The organism is Asticcacaulis sp. P4_H10, from assembly GCF_056400965.1.
This window is the reverse complement of record NZ_JBFUKH010000013.1, coordinates 74,720-92,714: the sequence shown is the minus strand read 5'-3', so window position 1 is coordinate 92,714 and position 17,995 is coordinate 74,720. Positions and strand designations below refer to the sequence as shown.

The 17,995-nt window shown below is 59.4% G+C and carries 12 protein-coding genes; 9 read left to right on the top strand and 3 right to left on the bottom strand.

Annotated features, from left to right (window positions below):
• Positions 1-541: 541 nt before the first annotated feature.
• From AC1DON_RS21285 to AC1DON_RS21270, 4 genes are all read left to right on the top strand, one after another.
• Positions 542-784: a hypothetical protein gene (locus AC1DON_RS21285; protein ID WP_476936838.1), complete on the top strand. Its 243-nt coding sequence runs from the start codon at positions 542-544 to the stop codon at positions 782-784.
• Positions 785-1,104: 320 nt separating this feature from the next.
• Positions 1,105-2,379, top strand: a complete 1,275-nt coding sequence (locus AC1DON_RS21280; protein ID WP_476936837.1) for an MFS transporter — start codon at positions 1,105-1,107, stop codon at positions 2,377-2,379.
• The gene (locus AC1DON_RS21275) at positions 2,369-4,033 is read left to right on the top strand and encodes a glycoside hydrolase family 43 protein (RefSeq protein WP_476936836.1); all 1,665 of its coding nucleotides are present in this window, start codon (positions 2,369-2,371) and stop codon (positions 4,031-4,033) included. Before AC1DON_RS21280 ends, AC1DON_RS21275 begins: the two co-directional genes overlap by 11 nt.
• Positions 4,034-4,186: 153 nt before the next feature.
• A complete protein-coding gene (locus tag AC1DON_RS21270) occupies positions 4,187-5,134 on the top strand; it encodes an alpha/beta hydrolase (RefSeq protein ID WP_476936835.1) in 948 nt (315 codons plus the stop codon).
• A 50-nt stretch (positions 5,135-5,184) separates the two neighbouring features.
• Here the strand turns inward: AC1DON_RS21270 and AC1DON_RS21265 are convergent, their stop codons facing one another.
• Positions 5,185-6,348, bottom strand: a complete 1,164-nt coding sequence (locus AC1DON_RS21265) for an alpha/beta hydrolase-fold protein (protein WP_476936834.1) — start codon at positions 6,346-6,348, stop codon at positions 5,185-5,187.
• Positions 6,349-6,610: 262 nt separating this feature from the next.
• On the opposite strand from AC1DON_RS21265, the gene AC1DON_RS21260 reads away from it, so the two are divergent.
• Positions 6,611-8,983, top strand: coding sequence for a TonB-dependent receptor (locus tag AC1DON_RS21260; RefSeq protein ID WP_476936833.1), 2,373 nt, complete (start codon positions 6,611-6,613; stop codon positions 8,981-8,983).
• A 73-nt stretch (positions 8,984-9,056) separates the two neighbouring features.
• Here the strand turns inward: AC1DON_RS21260 and AC1DON_RS21255 are convergent, their stop codons facing one another.
• Positions 9,057-10,727: a carboxylesterase/lipase family protein gene (locus AC1DON_RS21255; protein WP_476936832.1), complete on the bottom strand. Its 1,671-nt coding sequence runs from the start codon at positions 10,725-10,727 to the stop codon at positions 9,057-9,059.
• Positions 10,728-10,975: 248 nt separating this feature from the next.
• On the bottom strand, positions 10,976-11,950 hold the full coding sequence (locus AC1DON_RS21250; protein WP_476936831.1) for an alpha/beta hydrolase: 975 nt from the start codon (positions 11,948-11,950) through the stop codon (positions 10,976-10,978).
• Between the two features lie 517 nt (positions 11,951-12,467).
• Between AC1DON_RS21250 and AC1DON_RS21245 the strand changes: the two genes are divergently transcribed.
• The 4 genes from AC1DON_RS21245 (at position 12,468) to AC1DON_RS21230 (ending at position 17,986) form a co-directional block, all read left to right on the top strand.
• Positions 12,468-13,496 (top strand): alpha/beta hydrolase, encoded by a 1,029-nt coding sequence (locus AC1DON_RS21245; RefSeq protein WP_476936830.1) that lies wholly within the window; start codon positions 12,468-12,470, stop codon positions 13,494-13,496.
• A 2-nt stretch (positions 13,497-13,498) separates the two neighbouring features.
• Complete coding sequence (locus AC1DON_RS21240) at positions 13,499-14,032, top strand: DUF3237 domain-containing protein (RefSeq protein WP_476936829.1); 534 nt, start codon at positions 13,499-13,501, stop codon at positions 14,030-14,032.
• A gap of 145 nt (positions 14,033-14,177) precedes the next feature.
• A complete protein-coding gene (locus AC1DON_RS21235) occupies positions 14,178-15,734 on the top strand; it encodes an alpha-N-arabinofuranosidase (RefSeq protein WP_476936828.1) in 1,557 nt (518 codons plus the stop codon).
• A 173-nt stretch (positions 15,735-15,907) separates the two neighbouring features.
• Positions 15,908-17,986 carry an alpha-L-arabinofuranosidase gene (locus tag AC1DON_RS21230; protein WP_476936827.1) on the top strand — a complete coding sequence of 693 codons (2,079 nt, stop codon included), beginning with the start codon at positions 15,908-15,910 and terminating at the stop codon, positions 17,984-17,986.
• The last annotated feature ends 9 nt before the right edge of the window (positions 17,987-17,995 follow it).

Below are 17,995 nucleotides of genomic sequence, written 5' to 3'. Positions count from 1 at the left end.
TCTGCTGTGTCCCAGCCCTTTCACATGCATCATGGAATTCCACACCTGACAAATATCACACGATGGCGTTTGAATTGGAATTCTTCTTTTCGACGTTAATAAGCAGACTGTATGATGCAATCAGCCTGATGAATTATTCGTTGTGACGGCGCCGCGGATTGTACGGCCCACTGGTTTGATAAATTGGATTGAGCGGATTATTTTGATAATATCATATATTTCAGTATATTGTTGGTTCGCATTGCCTTGCGGCGAGGCGTTTTTATAGTGGGGCAGTGGAATTTCTATTGACGATAAGGACTGATTCAAATCATATATCATCAGACTTTATGCGGCTTGGTGCGGCGATTTCAGTGAAGGTGACGTTTTTGCCGGGCAGATCGCTCATGCTGGTGCGTAAAGGTCCACAATAAAAAACAAGAAATAAAGCACACCGATAACAGACGCACGCAGAACGGTAGATCTTTCGCACAAGAAAAGATTGTCGGAACTGTGATCAGGGATAGTTGATAATAATATGGGCATTTGCTCAAGGGAAACGATGAAAAGCTTTAAGCGTATCCTGTGCGGCCCGGGCGTCAGCCGCACCCTGACCCTGCTCGATGGCCAGGGCGTCGTTCGGGCGAGTATCCGCAAGGGTGTCCAAGCCGACTTCAAGATCGACAACATGTTCAATGTCGATCCACAATCCTCGCCGCAGACCCACACAGGTCTCGACGTAAAGCCCGCGCTCTACGACCTCCTCGGACGATTCTGCAGAGTCGGCCTGCGGTTCAGCTACTAGATCGGAGTGATTTAAGGCGGAAGCATCATACTGATATAAGTTTTTGTTTTGTTGCGATATTTAAGGCGAAACCATTTCACAGTTTCGCCATGTCGCTCCTAACAGTATTCCTTGGCCGGCGTCGCTTCGGGGCAATGGCCGGGGAGTTCTCTTGGGCAGTTATCCGGAAATGTTGCACCCCTTGCGCATTTCCGGTGCTATCCATGAAGGGTGTGTGGGTAAACGAGCCTTCCCGTCTCCCTGATGTGTGTGTCCCACGAGCCCCCTTTTTCCCTGAAGGGGGCGCACTCTTTTTTCGTTTTGGGTCTGTGAGATTTCTTATGGCGCTATTTAGAAGCGGTGGCGTGAGGTGGGGCATTATTCTCCTGCTGACAGTCGGCACCATCCTCAACTATCTGACACGCAGCACGCTCAGCGTCGCCGCGCCGACGCTCATGACCAGTATGAAGATGACCGAAAAGGACTACGGCATCATTACGGGTGTCTTTCAGTTCGGCATCATGCTGCAACCCATTGCGGGCTATATTCTCGACGTCATTCGACTCAAGATAGGCATGTTCATTTTTGCCCTGGCCTGGGGCCTGATCACTATGGCGCACGCCCTGGCCGGCAACTGGCAATCCCTGGCCTTTCTACGTGGCTTACAGGGCTTTGCCGAGGGCACCGCTCAGCCGGGCGGACTCAAGGTCGTTTCCGAATGGTTCCCGGCAAAGGAACGCGGCTTTGCGAGCGGCCTCTACAATATCGGTGCGTCGGTCGGCTCAATGCTGGCGCCGCCGCTCGTCGCCTTCGCCATCCTGTACTATAACTGGCAGGCGGCCTTCGTAATCACGGGCGCTTTCGGCGTTGCCTGGGCCTTCCTGTGGCTGTTTAACTACCGGTCACCCAAGGAGCATCCGGCCCTGCGGGAGACAGAGCGCGCCTATATCCAACAGGGTCAGGAAAAGCATCTGGCGGCGTCTTCCGAGCGCCCGTCCATGTGGAAAATTCTCCGTCAGCGCAACTTCTGGGGAATCGCGATCCCGCGCTTCCTGGCCGATCCGACCTGGAGCACCCTGGTTTTCTGGCTCCCCCTCTATCTCACTCAGGTTCGTGGTTTCGACCTGAAGCAGATCGCCCTGTTCGCGTGGCTGCCGTTTGTCGCCGCGGATGTCGGCTGCCTGTTTGGACCCTTCCTGGTCAGCACCTTTCAGAAGTTCGGCATTTCTCTGATTAATGCCCGTCGCTTCACCTTTACCGTCGGCGCGGTCATGATGACGGGGGTCGTATTCGTCGGGGCCGTCCAAAGCCCGTATGCTGCTATCGCGCTCTTGTGCCTGGGCGCCTTCGCGCACCAGACCCTATCGGTGACGGTCATCACTATGTCGTCCGACCTGTTCCGCCAGAGCGAGGTCGCGACTGTGGCCGGCATGGCGGGAACGGCGGCCAATCTGGGGGCACTTCTGTTTTCGGTGGCGATCGGCGCGCTGGTCACGACGACCGGCTACACCCCCTTCTTTATGATTCTGGGCGGCATCGACCTTCTGGGTGCACTGATACTGTGGCTGCTCGTTCGTCCCAGCGACACGGTCTCTGAGGTAAAGCGTGATACATAATCCCATACTGCCCGGCTTCAATCCGGACCCGTCGATCATCCGCATCGGGAGCGACTACTACATCGCCACCTCGACCTTTGAATGGTTCCCGGGCGTCCAGATACATCACTCGACCGACCTGGTGAACTGGCGGGTCATCTCCCGGCCGTTGCGGCGGCCGACGCAGCTCGACCTGCGCGGCATCCCCGACAGTTGCGGCATATGGGCGCCATGCCTGAGCCATGCCAAGGGAAAATTCTATCTGACCTATTCGCTGGTCAGGCGCTACGGCCGGACGACCGAGTACGGCGCGCAGGGCACATCGCTCAGGGATTTTCACAACTATTTCGTGACGGCCGACGCCATCGACGGTGAATGGTCCGATCCGGTCTACCTCAACAGCAGCGGCTTCGATCCATCGCTCTTTCATGACGCCGATGACCAGAGCTACGTGCTCAATCTCTTGTGGGATCACCGCAGCGGGAACAATCGTTTTGCCGGTATCTTGCTGCAACCCTACGACACCGAACGGCAGGCCCTGGTCGGGGAGCCCAGGCTTATCTTCGAAGGCACTGAACTCGGCTATACCGAGGGGCCGCATCTCTATCGCCGCGACGGCTGGTACTATCTGATGGTCGCCGAGGGGGGGACGGGATGGGACCATGCCGCCACCCTGGCAAGGTCGCGGGATTTGTATGGACCCTATGAGGTTTGCCCGCACGGGCCAGTCCTGAGCAGCCGCGACCGGCGGGATATTCCGTTGCAGCGCGCCGGTCACGCCGACCTCGTCGAGGCGGAGGATGGAAGCTGGCTCATGGTTTATCTCTGCGGCCGACCCGCTCCGGGGACGCGGCATTGTGTGTTGGGTCGCGAAACAGCGATCCAACCGGTTCAATGGACGGCCGACGGATGGATCGCGCCTTCGCTGCCGCTTGTTGCGCCGGACAACCCGGTAAGCACGGCTATTGCCGATCAGCGCATGCCGTCCCGGCGTTATGATTTTGATGAGACCGACCTGGCAGACGACTTCCAATGGCTGCGCACGCCGTATCCCGAAGCACTGTTCAGTTTATCTGTTCGCCCTGGCCATCTGACCCTGTTCGGACGCGAGACGATCGGGAGTCTCTTTGAGCAGAGTCTTGTTGCACGGCGCCAGACGGCGTTTGCCTACGAGGCGACAACCTTGCTGGACTTCGAGCCGCGCAACTTCCAGCAATCGGCCGGTCTCGTCTGCTATTACAATTCCACAAAGTTTCACTACTGCTATATCAGCTTCGATTCAGCGTCCGGGCGTCATCTTCGTGTCCTGTCGGCGCTGCCGAATCCGCGTTGTCCCGAAGCTCTGTCGCGGGTCTATCCGCTTCCCGACGGCCCGGTTGAGTTGCGCGCCAGGTCGGATGGCAAACACATCACTTTCAGCTATCGGACGACGGGGGCAGGGTGGCAGGATCTGGACGAGGTGTTTGACGCAACAAGCCTGTCGGACGAGGCGACCCTTCCGGGCTATCCGAGTTTCACCGGCACCTTTATCGGTATGGCGTGTCAGGACATGTCGGGCTCGGCCTGCCGGGCTGACTTTGACTGGTTTGAATATGTCAGCCGGGATGCTGCCGACGCCCAGGACAGCGGTAGTGAGACTGCGGCCGTTTCGGCACAAAGGCGCGGCGCCGCGTAATCAAGGCTTGTCTTAAGGGGAGGAGATATCCGGCCCCGGAGTACCAGATCTCACGTCACGCAGCAAATTGTTGACAATATTGCATATGATTTTACGTTACCGCTAACAATGGGTCTGGCAGAGCCAGCAACGTGAACAGGTAAGGTAATAGCTATGATTTCCAACATGACAACAGTGTCGGGCGTCGTTCGGTCGATGCGGAAAGTGGGGCTGGCCGGTGTGCTTGCCCTCGCGTGCGCCGCTGCGTCGCCAGGCATGGCGCAGGACAACCGGATGGTCGCTATCGACATTCCGGCGCAGCCCAATGCCATTCCCTTGAAGACGGGTGCTTTGCCGGGCGCAACGGCGCCGGAATCCTGGCATAGCCAATATGGCAGCGTCTTCGCTCGCAATGTCACGGAAGCGACCCTTACACCCTTTCTGCCGGATCCGGCGAAAGCGACAGGGGCGGCGGTCATCATCGCGCCGGGCGGCGGCTTTCGCACATTGTCGATGGAGAACGAGGGCTGGGACATGGCCAGGCAGATGGCCGACAAGGGTGTTGCCGCCTTCGTGCTGAAATACCGTCTCAACCAGACGCCGGCCAGTTTTGACGAGTTTTCGAAGCCTTCGGGTCCGCCGCCGTCCTCTGGCAGCCCCACGCGTCCATGGGTCGTTCCCGCAGACTCGCCGCAGATTGCCGACGCCAACGCGGCTTTCGCTCTTGTTCGCACCAATGCCAAGAAATGGCATGTCGATCCTGACCGCATCGGCATGGTGGGCTTTTCGGCAGGTGCCCGGCTGACCCTTTGGACGACACTCCAAAGCGCGGAAGCAAAGCCCGCTTTTATTGGTTACGTCTATGCGCCGCTGACCGCCGTCGATGTGCCTGCGGACGCGCCGCCGATGTTTGTCGCCCTGGCGGCCGATGATGGCTTAGTCGCCCCCGATTTTGGCCTGATCACAAACTGGCGCAAGGCCAATCGTCCCGTAGAGCTGCACCTGTACGAGCGGGGTGGGCATGGCTTTGGCATGTACCAGAAGCCGACAACCAGCACGGGGTGGTTCAATGCCTTCGTCAAATGGATCGAAATGCACGGCTATCTGAAGCCGAAGCCGTAAGCGTGAAAGTAAAAGGCCTCAGGACATGATCCTGAGGCCTTTTTCTTAGGTCACTCCTTGAAGAGGAGGGGGGCCAGCTCACGCAGGCTGCGCCGCCACGAAAGGAACTCGTGCGCCGTATTCGGTGAGACGTAGAAGACGCTGTTGAAACCAGAAGCTTTCAGCGCCTCGGCATTGGCGCGCGGATCCTGGCGTGGCTGCCCCGGAGGACCGGCGCGCCCGCCGTCCAGTTCGCGGCTGCCGAAGCTGACGAAGGCCAGCTTGACCTTGTCGCGGAAGCCGGGGGTCTTGTCCGCGTCCTCGACCGAAATCGTGCCGCCGCTCAGGAGGCCGATATAGGCAAACTTGTCCAGGTTGGCGAAGGTGATCAGCTTGGTCTCGAACCCGCCCATCGACAGGCCCGCCATGGCGCGGTGCGCCTGGTCCGATTTCGTGCGGAAGTGGCTGTCGACATAGGGAATCAACTCGTTGACAAGGACCGTCTGGAACGGCTTGATGTCGAATGAGCCCAGACCACCCGGGCGGACGTCGTTGGTCATGCCGTAGGTCATGACGATGATGAAAGGCTTCGTCTTGCCGGCGGCGAGCAGGTTGTCCATGATCAGGTTGGCGTGGCCCTGATTGGACCAGGCCGTTTCGTCCTCGCCCCAGCCGTGCTGGAGATAAAGCACCGGGTAGCGCGCGTTCGGGTTCTTGTCGTATTCCGGCGGCGTGTAGACGAAGGCACGACGTTGCGCGCCGGTGCTGGGGGAGGGGAACAGGATCTGCGCCACGCGGCCATGAGGCACGTCCTTGAGCGCATAGAAGTCGGCATCGTGTGCCGGGATTTCGATGCCGCTTTCCCATCGGATCGAGCCGTAGTAGTTGAGCGCGCCCGGATCGTTAAAGGTGCCGCCGTCAACGGTCAGGTGATAGTAGTGAAAACCTTCATCCAGCGGGCCTTCGGAGGTGCCGGTCCACGCGCCGTCGGCGCCCTTGGTCAGGACAGTACCGCCGCGCCCGCCCAGGCCCAGGCTGACCTTGACGTTCTGCGCCTCCGGCGCGACGATGCGGAAACGGGCATAGCCCTGTGAATTGACCTGCGGATAGTCCTGGCCCGGCTGGTTCAGTGACGACGGCTTGAAGTCATCGGCAACTGCCGGCGGTGTAACCTGCGCCGATACCGGACAGGCAATCATCATCGCAGCCGCGGCGGCGGCTAAAACGTATTTCATCGGATATCTCCCATTACGCCGTCGTTCGTTTCGCGGCGCGTTTTCATTTTTTGGCTACGGCAGCCACTCTGGATACTATTCCGCCGGTCGGGCCGCCGCAACAGACACCTGTAACCACTCACCTTTTATATGTGTCGTGCCTGCAACAGGTGGAAATAACATCGTCATTTGATTTGACGGTCTTCCAGGAACAGCATTAGGTATGACGGCTACTAAATAGCACACATAACCAATATGTGACATAATAAATGGGGAGATCCAGATGAAATTCCATGAAAATGGCCGTGCGCCCGTGCGTCGGCTTTACAAGGCGGGCGCTGCGGTTCTCGCCGTTTCCTGTCTGCCTTTCCTGTGTTCCCAAGCGTTTGCGCAAGCGGCGACCGGAACGCAGGCGCAGGCCGCAAATCCTGACGATGAAGCCATTGTCGTGACCGCGCGGCGACGGACCGAACTGCTTCAGGACACGCCCATCGCCATCACGGTACTGACGGCCAAGTCGCTGGAGCGACAGCAGATTCAGGCGACAACCGATCTGGGCAAGGTGACGCCCAATCTCCAGTTCGCTACCTACGGCACCCTGACGGGCAACAATTCCGCAGCCCAGGTCTTCATTCGCGGTATCGGCCAGACCGACGCCACCGGAGCCGTCGATCCCGGTGTCGGGCTCTATATCGACGAAGTCTATATGGGGCGGTCAGTTGGCGGCGCCATGGAATTCCGCGACATCGCCAGCGCGCAGGTCGTGCGCGGACCCCAGGGCACGCTTTTCGGTCGTAACACCATTGGCGGTGCGGTGCTCCTTTCGACTAATCGCCCTGGCGCAGGCAATACGGCCCGTGTCGGTATCGGCGACGACAATCTCCAGGAGGCCTTCGTCGCCTTCGACCTGCCGATTTCCGAAACCTTGCAGGGGCGCGTGGCGCTCGGCAAGCGTACGCGTGACGGGTACGTAAACCGTGTGTCCGACGGTCTCGACCTGGGCGACACCAATACATCCAATGCCCAAGGCACCCTGCGCTGGGAGCCGACCTCCGACCTGACCCTGACCCTGCGCGGTGACTACGCCAAGGCCGACGAGCATGGATCGCCGTTTGTCTTCCTGCAGATCGCCGAGAACCAGACCTTCCCGGCGGCAGCCAGCAAGGCGGCCGGATGTCCGGGTGCGACCTTCCCGCCCCCCTTCGTGCCGGCAACCGCAGATGCCCGCTGCGCAAACGACGCGCAGTATAAGGGTCCGTTCACAAACGGCGGCACGGCGCCGGCCTTCAGCACGCTCGAAAACTCGGGGGTGTCACTGGTTGCCGAATGGAAACTCAGCGATGCGCTGTCGTTAAAGTCGATCTCGTCGTCACGAACCCTGGAATGGGCCGGTGCCCGTGACGCGGACAACACGCCCTTGCTGATCCTGCAGACAAACTACAGCAGCAAGAGCGAACAGAAGAGCCAGGAACTGCAGGCACAGATCAAGCTTGGGCGGCTGGATGGCGTGATCGGTGCGTACTACTTCAAGGAAGATACATTCGATCGCGTGCTGGTCGGCCTGGGCAATCCTGGCACGTCGTACGACACCCAGCGGGTCCAGCTCGAGACCGAGGCAACAGCCCTGTTTACGCAGTGGAGCTTCAAGGCGACCGATGCGTTAAGCTTCTCTGCGGGCCTGCGCTATACGGACGAAACCAAGAGCCTCCAGGCTGTGATGTTCAATGTTGCCCCCTATACGGCGGCAGAGCCCGCGGCACCGACTGCGCTGTGTCCATTCGGCGGCCCGCCTCCGACGCAGACCGGCTGCCTGTTTATCGGCACCGGCAAGAACGAACGCAACTTCACGGCAACGACCGGCTCTGCCAGCGTCCAGTACCGCTGGAGTACGGCGCTCATGACCTATGTCAGCTGGTCGCAGGGCTTCAAGAGCGGTGGCTTCAATGAACGCTATAACAATTCGCCTCCGGGCAATGTGCCGATCTCCTTTGCGCCGGAATCGGCCGAAACCCTAGAGGCCGGCTTCAAGGCCAATCCGGTGCGCGGCCTTCGCATCAATGGTGCGGCCTTCAGCACCAAATACACCGACATGCAGATGACTTACCGCTTGGGCGTCGTTCCTCTGTTGTTCAATGCCGGCGAAGCGACGATCAGCGGGATGGAACTTGAAGCCGAATATGTGCCGTTCCCGGACCTCTATCTGAACGCCAGCCTGGGTACGCTCGATACCGGCTTCGACAGCATCACCAACCCGCCGTCCTATGGCGCGGTGACGCCGACCTCGGTGGCAACCCTGTCCAGCCGTTTGCCGTTCGCTCCGGAATTGCAGGGACATATCGGCGCTGCCTATACCTTCCATCCGCATGATGGCTACAGGCTGACACCGCGTGTGAACGTCGCCTACACGGGCCAGCAATACTTTGACGCCGGCAATACCGTGTCCATCGCGCAGAACAAATCGGTCACGATCGTAAATGCGTCGATCGTCTTCGAACCGGAGGATCGCAAGTGGAACGTCACCCTGTCGGGCAATAACCTGACCGACCGGGTCTATCCACTGGCCGGCACATCGTCCGAGAGTACTTCAGCGGGCTATGCCGAGGTGATTTACGCCCGTCCGCGAACGATCAGTTTGACCTATTCGATCGATTTCTAAAGCGATCTAAAAACATGAAGCGCCGAACCTTGTGGTTCGGCGCTTCTGCATTTCAGGCGATTGTCCAGCAGCGTCAGGTCAACAGGATGCGCCGCGTCGCGCCTTCCGGATCGTCCTGCATGCCGCATGTATTGTCGAAAACCATCGTCTGACATTTGACCGGATCGCTGGCGGACCAGGGCAGTGACGGCTGGCTGGGATTTCCTGTCCTGGCAAAGGTTGCCCAGGCGCCGGACATCTTGGTCGCAAGCGCGCGGGCCTGCGGCGTGTCGCCCGTGCCCTGGTCGCAGCGGCGGGTATTGTCGAAGCAGAAGGCAAGTTCCGCCGTATGCCAGGCACCGGCGACGCCATCCAGTTGCGGCGACTGCCATTGGAAATGGTACTGATAAACCGGGGCGGCATGCTGTCCGTGCTTCAGCCGGACCATGCGCTGGACATTGTTGCGCCCCATGATTCCGCCGACGCCGTAGGACAGGGTGCGGATGGCCTTTTCGGGGTGCGCCGCCTTCATCGAATCGACCAGCGCGCCCGCCTTGGCCTCGCCGAGCGTCTTGGCCAGGTCCGCCCGCCATTCGGCTTCGGTCGGATTGGAGCTGAAGCGCATGCCTTCTTCGCTGACATTGCCGATGATGACCGGCACATCGCGCGACGCTTCCGGTGCGACATCCTGGTAGGACCGGACCACGATCAGGCGGCCATCAACCGTCGGCGCCCAGCCGACGCGGGGTGCGGCGTTCGGCAAACCGGGTGTCAGGTAACCGCCGCGCGAGGGCCCGTTGATGCGTTCCGCGACGCGCAGGCCGGCGGCATTCAGCGTGGCCCAGTCCATTTTTTGCAGGGCGGCCATATCGCCGGCTGCGACCCCCAACTCCTTGATGACTTCGCGCGCGAACATCTTCGACTGTTCCGCCGAAGGAATATTGCCGCCACCGCCGGACTGGACGATGCCCTTGTGGATCATGCCCTTCGCCGACGGCATGCCCAGCAGGGTCGTCACCTTCGATGCGCCGCCCGATTGACCGTAGATCAGGACGTTGTCGGGATTGCCGCCGAAATTGTGGATATTTTCGCGGACCCAGCGCAGGGCGGCAATCAGGTCCGTCATGCTGACATTGACGGAATCCTCATAGGCCGAGCCGCCGAATTCTGACAGGTCAAAAAAGCCCAGGACATTGAGCCGGTGATTGACGGAAACCTGCACCACATCATGATTGCGCGCCATCTGGGCGCCGTCATGTGATGCCAGTTCGTAGGACGACCCGAAGCTGAACCCGCCGCCGTGGAAATAGACCATGACCGGGCGATTGCCAGAAAGAGACGGCGTCCAGATGTTCAGCTTGAGCATATCCTCGCCCACGAAGCCGTCCGTCCATTGCTGAAGGAAGGTGTGTTCGACGGCCCGGAAGTTATGCAGGGTCTGCGGACAGTTCGCACCATAGGCAAGCGCCGGATATTCATGGGTCCAGGCCTTGGGCGCCTTCGCCGGCAGCCAGCGGTTTTCACCGCCCGTGTCGTCCCCATAGGGAATGCCCTTGAAGGTCAAGACGTCCTGGTCGATGTAGCCGCGGACCTTGCCGTACTGCGTCGTGGCGATAGCCGACCTGGGGGTCGTGGACCCGCTGGCGGCGGCGGGCTTCTGGCTGGCGGCGGCGTTCGCCGATCCCTGGAAGGCCAGGCCTATGCCGGCGGTTGCCGACGCGAAAAGCGCGCGGCGTCTGTTAAGGGCGAGATTGTCGAAATTCATGATGGGCTCCCTGTTGGATCGCGGCTCTTAAAGCGGCAGCGATTGCAATCGTTAGGGGGCAGGGCAACCCAATCAATGAACGCGGCGGGATGACTGCCCAGACAGTTCAGGTCTTTACGTGTACCGTTCGTCGAGTAAGGCTTTAGAGCGTGATGAATCTCGGTCGAACCGTCGTCACGCCTTGGTCCGGCAGTAAAGGCCCCCCTTCCGTCGTTCGCTATGCAAATGCCGGAAGGGGGAACTCAGCGTCAGCTCTTTGGCTTCAGATAGCCATGCATGCCAAGCCAGCTCGAAAAGGCGTTGAACCAACCCGTGCTGGTGGTTGTCTTCTTGTACATGCCAAAGCCGTGGCCGCCCTGTTCATAAAGGTGGAATTCCACCGGGCGCTTGGCCGCGCGCCAGTTGGTAATCAGGCCGTATTCCGGTCCACCGAAGAGGGGGTCGTCGGCGGCGAGCGCAACAAACAGCGGCGGCGCGTCGGCCGGGACTGTAACCGGCATAAGCGGGCCATAGATATCGCCGATGAAGGCTGGCTTGGCGTCCTGGCCGTAAAGCGCGGTCGACAGCGTCAGCATGGCGCCGGCGGAGAAGCCGACCATGCCGATACGGTCGGAATCGACGTGCCATTCCTTTGACCGCGAACGGACGAGGGCAAAGGCTGCGCGCGCATCCGCGATCTGGGGTGCGAGGAAGGTCGAGGGATCCTGCGTTCCGGGAGGAGGCGCGCGGCGTGCACCGGCTCCGGAGAACATCTCGGTCATCGACTTTTCGAAACCCGCCATGTCTTCAGGGGTCTGGTTCAGGCGATATTTCAGCACGAAGGCGGCGATGCCCTGGTCAGCAAGCGCCTGAGCGACATCCCAGCCTTCGTTGTTCATCGACAGGGTACGGAAGCCACCGCCAGGGGCCACGATGACGGCTGCGCCTGTGGCCTTGGCAGGATCCGGAAGGAATGGTGTCAGCGTTGCGACGGTGACATTCCGCGCGAAGACGCTGCCGTACTGGCTGTGCCAGGATTCCTTGGCAGTCGCGCCGGGCAGGGGGCCCGTGTTGAGCACGATCGCGTTTGGTTGTGCTGGAATCGCAATGGGGGTCATCTTGTCGTCTGCCGCATAAGCGGATGACGTAACGCCGCACGTCATAGCGATCGCCGCCAGGGCTATGCTTGCCGTTAAACGCAGAGCAAAAGGCCGGGCCTTCTTTGCCAAAGTTACGGGTGTCATGGCATTCTCCTCACCGTTATTATTTGATTTTTAGATTTGATATTGTTTAGCGCGCTCCGCTCGTCTCTGGTGCCAGCAAAAAAATGGGGACGCATCCTGGGAATGCGCCCCTTCGCCGTTCTCCGGGGAAGAGACCGCAAGTTCAGCAGCTAGAGAGTACAGTGATACCTTGAACCATCTGCAGGACAAGGCATCCGTGCTAACAATGTTAGCGGTCACAAAGCTATTACATCAGACAATATCCGTCAACGCTTGCAAGATCGATTTTTTATGTAAATGGGCTCAGAGACTCAGCGTGCGACGATCTAAAAATTTGCAGTTTTTATTTATGCCATTGAAAAACTTATGGAATAAATTTCTATTTCATTTTGAATAAATTTTGCTAATAAAATTTATTGTCACTATTTCATCGTTTTTCCATCTAAACCGCAGTTGCCTGCCGTTTTTTGCCTTGATTCACAAACGGTATTGTCAGAGATAATGTAAGAAAATAAGCAAATTATTATAGGGTAGAACAATGCGTCGGTTTTTGGTCGGACTGTGTGCCGTAGCCTTGATGGGTCTTGCCTCCTCCGTGGCGGCTCAGTCTGTAAGGACGGAGCAGATTTCAGTTCACAGCCAGGCGCTTGAGGGGAACCTTGAGGGCAATTCCGCCGACCGCAGCGTTACGGTCTATCTGCCGCCCGATTACGATACGAGCGGGCAAAAGCGGTATCCTGTCTTGTATGCCTTGCACGGCTATTCGATTAACAACGACATCTGGTCGAAGGAGATCAAGACGCCGCAGACCATCGATGGCGCCTATTCAGCCGGCGTCAAGGGCATGATCATCGTCCTGCCGAATTCGCAGACCGTTCATAATGGCTCGATGTATTCAAGTTCCGCGACGACGGGCGACTGGGAAACCTTTATCGCTAAAGACCTAGTTGCCTATATCGATAGCCATTACCGGACCCTGCCGCGTCGCGAGAGCCGGGGACTTGCCGGTCACTCCATGGGCGGCTACGGCACGGTACGGATTGCGATGAAGCATCCTGAAGTTTTCAGCGCCATGTACGCCATGAGCCCTTGCTGCATGTCTGCGCGCGGAGCGCCGTCACCGGAGGAGGGGCTCAAACTGGAAGCCCTGAAGACGCAGGCGGAAGCGCAGTCCCTGGGATTCTTCGTTCGCGCGACCCTGGCCGTCGCTTCGGCATGGTCGCCAAATCCGAAAAAGCCGCCCTTCTATATGGACCTGCCGACCAAGGATGGCGTGGCCCAGCCTGACGTCATTGCGCGATGGGCGGCCAACGCCCCGAACGCGATGATTCACCAGTACATTCCGAACATGCGCAAGTACAAGGCGATTGCCTTTGACGTCGGCGACCGCGACGGACTGAAGACCGACACCGAAGCGCTGCACACGATTCTCAGCAACTACTCTGTCAACAACAGCTTCGAACTTTACGATGGTGATCACGTCAGCGGGGTTGCCGACCGGTTCCAGAATCACGTCCTGCCGTTCTTTGCCAAGAACCTGTCTTTCGCACCGATGGGAGCGAAGTAATCATGCGCTTTCTGAAAGCTGTTGTTGGCCTTCTTGCGTCGGCCGCCTTGTGTTGCGTGCCGGCGGCATTTGCCGAAGAGGCGGATCCGCTAAAGCCGCGCCTTGAGTTCGTCTTCGAAGAGGTCGTGACCCTGGGCGCTGGCATGAACCCAGGCGCCACGCCCATGGGGGAGCGCTATATCATTCCGATCACCGGCGGCAGCTTCGAAGGGCCGGGCGACGGTTCGGGCTTCAAGGGGATCATACTGCCCGGCGGGTGGGACTGGCAGCTGAAACGCAGCGACGGCTGTACCTGGGCCTATGCCGACTACATGCTGAAGACGGACGATGGTACGATTATCAATGTCCGCAACCAGGGACCGCTGTGCCCGCAAAAGGACCCGGCGTCGCCTGCGCCCATTCTGCTCACGCCGATCTTTGAGGCGCCGCTTGGCCGTTACCAGTGGCTCAACCAGGCTGCTTTCGTGAACAGGCTCGATATCATTACGCACGAAGGAAAACCCGCCGTACGCATCCGTTTCTATCGCGCCGGTTAGGAAGGTTATCAAGAGCGCAGCACATCGCAAATGGTCGGACAATTTTGTTTTCACATTGGCGATTCCATGGTAGCGCTATCAAAGCGGTAAAATAGCCGACGAAATAAGCTCCGACCCGACGGAGCAGGGAGACTCAGGAATCAAGATGAAGACCTTCGCGCTCGTAGCAGGTGTATCTGCGCTTATGCTGTCCGTGACAGCGCAGGCGCAGGACCGCGTTTCCGTAACCATCGATGCCGGCAAGCCTGGCGCCAAGATTGACCGCCGCATTTTCGGCCAGTTCGCCGAGCATCTTGGCTCCGGCATCTATGAAGGCATTTGGGTCGGCAAGGATTCAAGCATTCCCAACACCCGCGGCATCCGCAACGACGTCGTTGCCGCGCTGAAGGCCATCAAGGTGCCCGTGGTGCGCTGGCCCGGCGGCTGTTTTGCCGACGAGTATCATTGGCGTCGCGGCATCGGGCCCGATCGCAAGCCAATGATGAACGCCAACTGGGGCGGAGTGATCGAACCGAACACCTTCGGCACCGACGAATTCATGGACTTCGCCAACCAGGTCGGCGCTGAGGCCTATATTTCGGTCAATGTCGGATCTGGCACGGTCGGTGAGGCGGCCGAGTGGCTGGAATACATGACGTCCAGCACCGAAGACGGCATCGGCGCTGAACGCGCCAGGAACGGCCACGCCGAGCCGTACAAGGTGCCGTTCGTGGGCATCGGCAACGAAAGCTGGGATTGCGGCGGCGCGATGACGCCTGACTTCTATGTCAGCCAGATGAAAATGTACGCCCGCTTTGTGCGCAACTACAACAAGGCCGCACCGATGCAGCGGATTGCGGTTGGGCCCAGCGGGCCTGATACCGCCTACACCGAAGCTGTAATGAAGTCATACAAAGGCCGCAGCTGGGCCTGGGATATCGAAGGTCTGTCGCTGCACCAATACACAACCGGTGGCGGCTTCCCAGTGTCGCAGCCGGCAACCGGCTTCACGGAAAAGGAATATGCCGTCATCCTCAAGGACACCTTGGGCATGGAGCAGTTGGTCACCACGCACTCGGCCATCATGGACAAGTACGATCCTGAGAAGAAGGTGTCGCTGGTCGTCGATGAATGGGGCGCATGGTACAAGGCAACGCCTGGCACCGATCCCGGCTTCCTGATGCAGCAAAATACCCAGCGCGACGCCGTCCTGGCCGCGCTCAACATCAATATCTTTGCCCGCCATGCCGACCGCGTACGCATGACCAATATCGCTCAGATGATCAATGTCCTGCAGGCCATGATCCTGACCGACAAGGAAAAGATGCTGCTGACGCCGACCTATCACGTCTTCAAGATGTACGTGCCCTTCCAGGACGCCACCTTTATCCCGGTGACATTCGACGCGGGCACCTACACCTTCGGTGACATTACCCTGCCGCGCATCGACGCAGTCGCTGCCAAGGGGGCGGATGGCAAGATCTATCTGTCGCTCACCAATCTCGATCCGAAGACTGCGGTGGACATCGATACCGCCAGCCTGGGCGTCAAGATCAAGTCTGTATCCGGCGAAACACTGGCGGCGTCCAAGTTCGACGCCATCAATACCTTCGAAGCGCCAAATACGGTCGCACCCAAGCCTGCATCCGTGAAGCTCAAGGACGGCAAGGCGACGGTCCGTCTGGCACCCGCCTCGGTGACTGTCCTGGCCTTGCAGCCCTAGCCTATCAGCGGCCGTGTCCAGTCGACCGACTGAATACGGCCGCTCTGACATCTGTTTCTGAATTACCACCTGCTGCGTCCATCGCCGCCTTGGCTTTCACTGTCTCCGCGTCCCGCCGGATGCTGATTGCGATGCCGTGCGCGCACCTTAATCGTTTCGATTTAGAGGTTGATATGTCTAACGAAAACAAACTCACCCTGTCGCGGCGCCAGGCACTGGCTACGGCTGCCATGGCCGGTGTGTTCGCCGGGTTTCCGGCGGTGGCCCAAGGCGCCAAGACGATCTCCTCGACCTTGCGCGTCGGCCAGGAAGGGCCTGCGATCAACCCCTTTATCTATGGGGGGTTTCTCGAGCACATTGGCGACCTGATCAATCACAGCATGTGGAGCGAGGTGCTCGACGACCGCAAATTCTACCATGCGATCGACTCCAAGCCGGTGCCGAAGCCCGAAGGGCGACGGAACCGAGACAGCAACAAATGGGTCCCGATTGGTCCGGACGCCGGTGTTGTCATGGACACGATGTCGCCGTGGGTTGGTGCGCACTCACCGAAGATCCAGCTCGCCGGCGCAGAGCCGCGCGGCATCGCCCAGTCGGGTCTGGCGCTGGCGGCCAAGGACTACGCCGGCCGTGTGGTGATTGCCGCCGATGCCGGTGCTGAGATCTCCGCGACACTGATCTGGGGCAGCGGGCCTGGCGAGCGCCAGACGGTCAAGATCGCAGCGACGCAAACCTGGAGCAAGGTGCCCTTACGGTTCTCGCCAAAGGTGGAAGCAAAAGAAGCGCGCCTGGAAATCACCGGCACCGGTACCGGCAGCTTTCGGATTGGCGCTGTGTCGCTGATGCCGGCCGACAACGTGAAAGGCTTCCGCGCCGATACGATTGCGCTCATGCGCGAGGTGGATTGCAAAATCCTGCGCGTTCCGGGTGGCAACTTCATCTCGTCCTATGACTGGAAGGACACGATCGGCGATCCGGACAAGCGGCCACCCGTCCTCGATCCGGTGTGGAACTTTGCCCAACCGAACGATGTCGGTGTCGATGAGCTTCTGCAGATGTGCCAGATGATCAACGCCGAGCCGTCCTGGGCGATTAGTACCGGCTTCGACAGTCCGCGTTCGGGCGCCGAGCAGGTCGAGTACGTCAATGGCAGCGCCGATACAGAGTGGGGCGCCAAGCGCGCCGCCAATGGCCATCCGGAACCGTATAAGGTCAAGTACTGGAATATCGGTAACGAGATGTACGGCAACTGGCAGATGGGTCACATCCCCCTGAAGCAGTATGTCATCAAGCACAATATGTTCGCCGACGCGATGCGGAAGGTAGACCCGTCGATCTACATCATAGCGCCGGGTGGCTTTGTCGACGAAATGACGACAGGGCAGGGGATCTTTGTCGCGGGCCAGCCCAATGTCGACTTCGGGTCGGAGCGCGACTGGGCCAATGGCATGATGACGCATGCATGGGGCAGGTTCGATGCCCTGGCGACGCACGCCTATCCGCCGGAAAACAAGAAGTTCGACATGGCGACCGGCAAACTGTTCGATGTCGAGCGGCCTCTGGTCGAATGGGCGCGGCAGCCGGCCAACCGCGTCCTGACCATGGTGGAATGCTGGGAAGAGTATAAGCGCCTCCATCCGGCGTTGAACGAAGGCAAGGTCAAGGTATTCTTCGACGAATACGCCTATAGCTTCCGCCAAACACTGAAGACGTGCCTGGCGCTCGGCATGTGCCTGCATGAATTCTTCCGTCACACCGATTTCATCGACATGGCAGGTTACACCATGGCGACGGGCTGGCTTAATTTCGACCGTACACGCTCGGTCATGAGCGCCACCGGCCGCATGTACCAGATGTACAACCAGCATTTCGGCACGATCCCTGTCGAGGTCACGGGCACCGCTCCCGTGCCGAAGCCCGAATTCCCTGCGGGTGGGGATCAACCTCGCGTCAATGCCGGCAGCGCCACCTATCCGCTGGATGTGTCCGCTGCGCTGACAGCGGACCGCAAGGCGCTGATCGTTGCTGTCGTCAACGCGACCGAACAGGTGCAGACCCTGCAGCTGAATCTGGAAGGGTTTGCGGCTGGCAAGAGCGGCCGGACCTGGAAGCTGAGCGGATCGCGCCTGGATGCGGAGAATGTCGTCGGCAAGGCGCCGGAAGTGACAATCACCGAAGCTAAATTTAACACCGGCTCTGCGCTCAAAATCGCACCGATCAGTGTCGCCCTGTATGAATTCGCCCGCGCCTGAGTGAGGACA

What these genes read in the sequence shown, in the direction of transcription:
- AC1DON_RS21235 (WP_476936828.1), top strand. Translation starts at nt 14,178, where the DNA reads ATGAAGACCTTCGCGCTCGTAGCAGGTGTATCTGCGCTTATGCTGTCC.
- AC1DON_RS21280 (WP_476936837.1), top strand. Translation starts at nt 1,105, where the DNA reads ATGGCGCTATTTAGAAGCGGTGGCGTGAGGTGGGGCATTATTCTCCTG.
- AC1DON_RS21285 (WP_476936838.1), top strand. Translation starts at nt 542, where the DNA reads ATGAAAAGCTTTAAGCGTATCCTGTGCGGCCCGGGCGTCAGCCGCACC.
- AC1DON_RS21240 (WP_476936829.1), top strand. Translation starts at nt 13,499, where the DNA reads ATGCGCTTTCTGAAAGCTGTTGTTGGCCTTCTTGCGTCGGCCGCCTTG.
- AC1DON_RS21245 (WP_476936830.1), top strand. Translation starts at nt 12,468, where the DNA reads ATGCGTCGGTTTTTGGTCGGACTGTGTGCCGTAGCCTTGATGGGTCTT.
- AC1DON_RS21255 (WP_476936832.1), bottom strand. Translation starts at nt 10,727, where the DNA reads ATGAATTTCGACAATCTCGCCCTTAACAGACGCCGCGCGCTTTTCGCG.
- AC1DON_RS21265 (WP_476936834.1), bottom strand. Translation starts at nt 6,348, where the DNA reads ATGAAATACGTTTTAGCCGCCGCCGCGGCTGCGATGATGATTGCCTGT.
- AC1DON_RS21260 (WP_476936833.1), top strand. Translation starts at nt 6,611, where the DNA reads ATGAAATTCCATGAAAATGGCCGTGCGCCCGTGCGTCGGCTTTACAAG.
- AC1DON_RS21250 (WP_476936831.1), bottom strand. Translation starts at nt 11,950, where the DNA reads ATGACACCCGTAACTTTGGCAAAGAAGGCCCGGCCTTTTGCTCTGCGT.
- AC1DON_RS21230 (WP_476936827.1), top strand. Translation starts at nt 15,908, where the DNA reads ATGTCTAACGAAAACAAACTCACCCTGTCGCGGCGCCAGGCACTGGCT.
- AC1DON_RS21270 (WP_476936835.1), top strand. Translation starts at nt 4,187, where the DNA reads ATGATTTCCAACATGACAACAGTGTCGGGCGTCGTTCGGTCGATGCGG.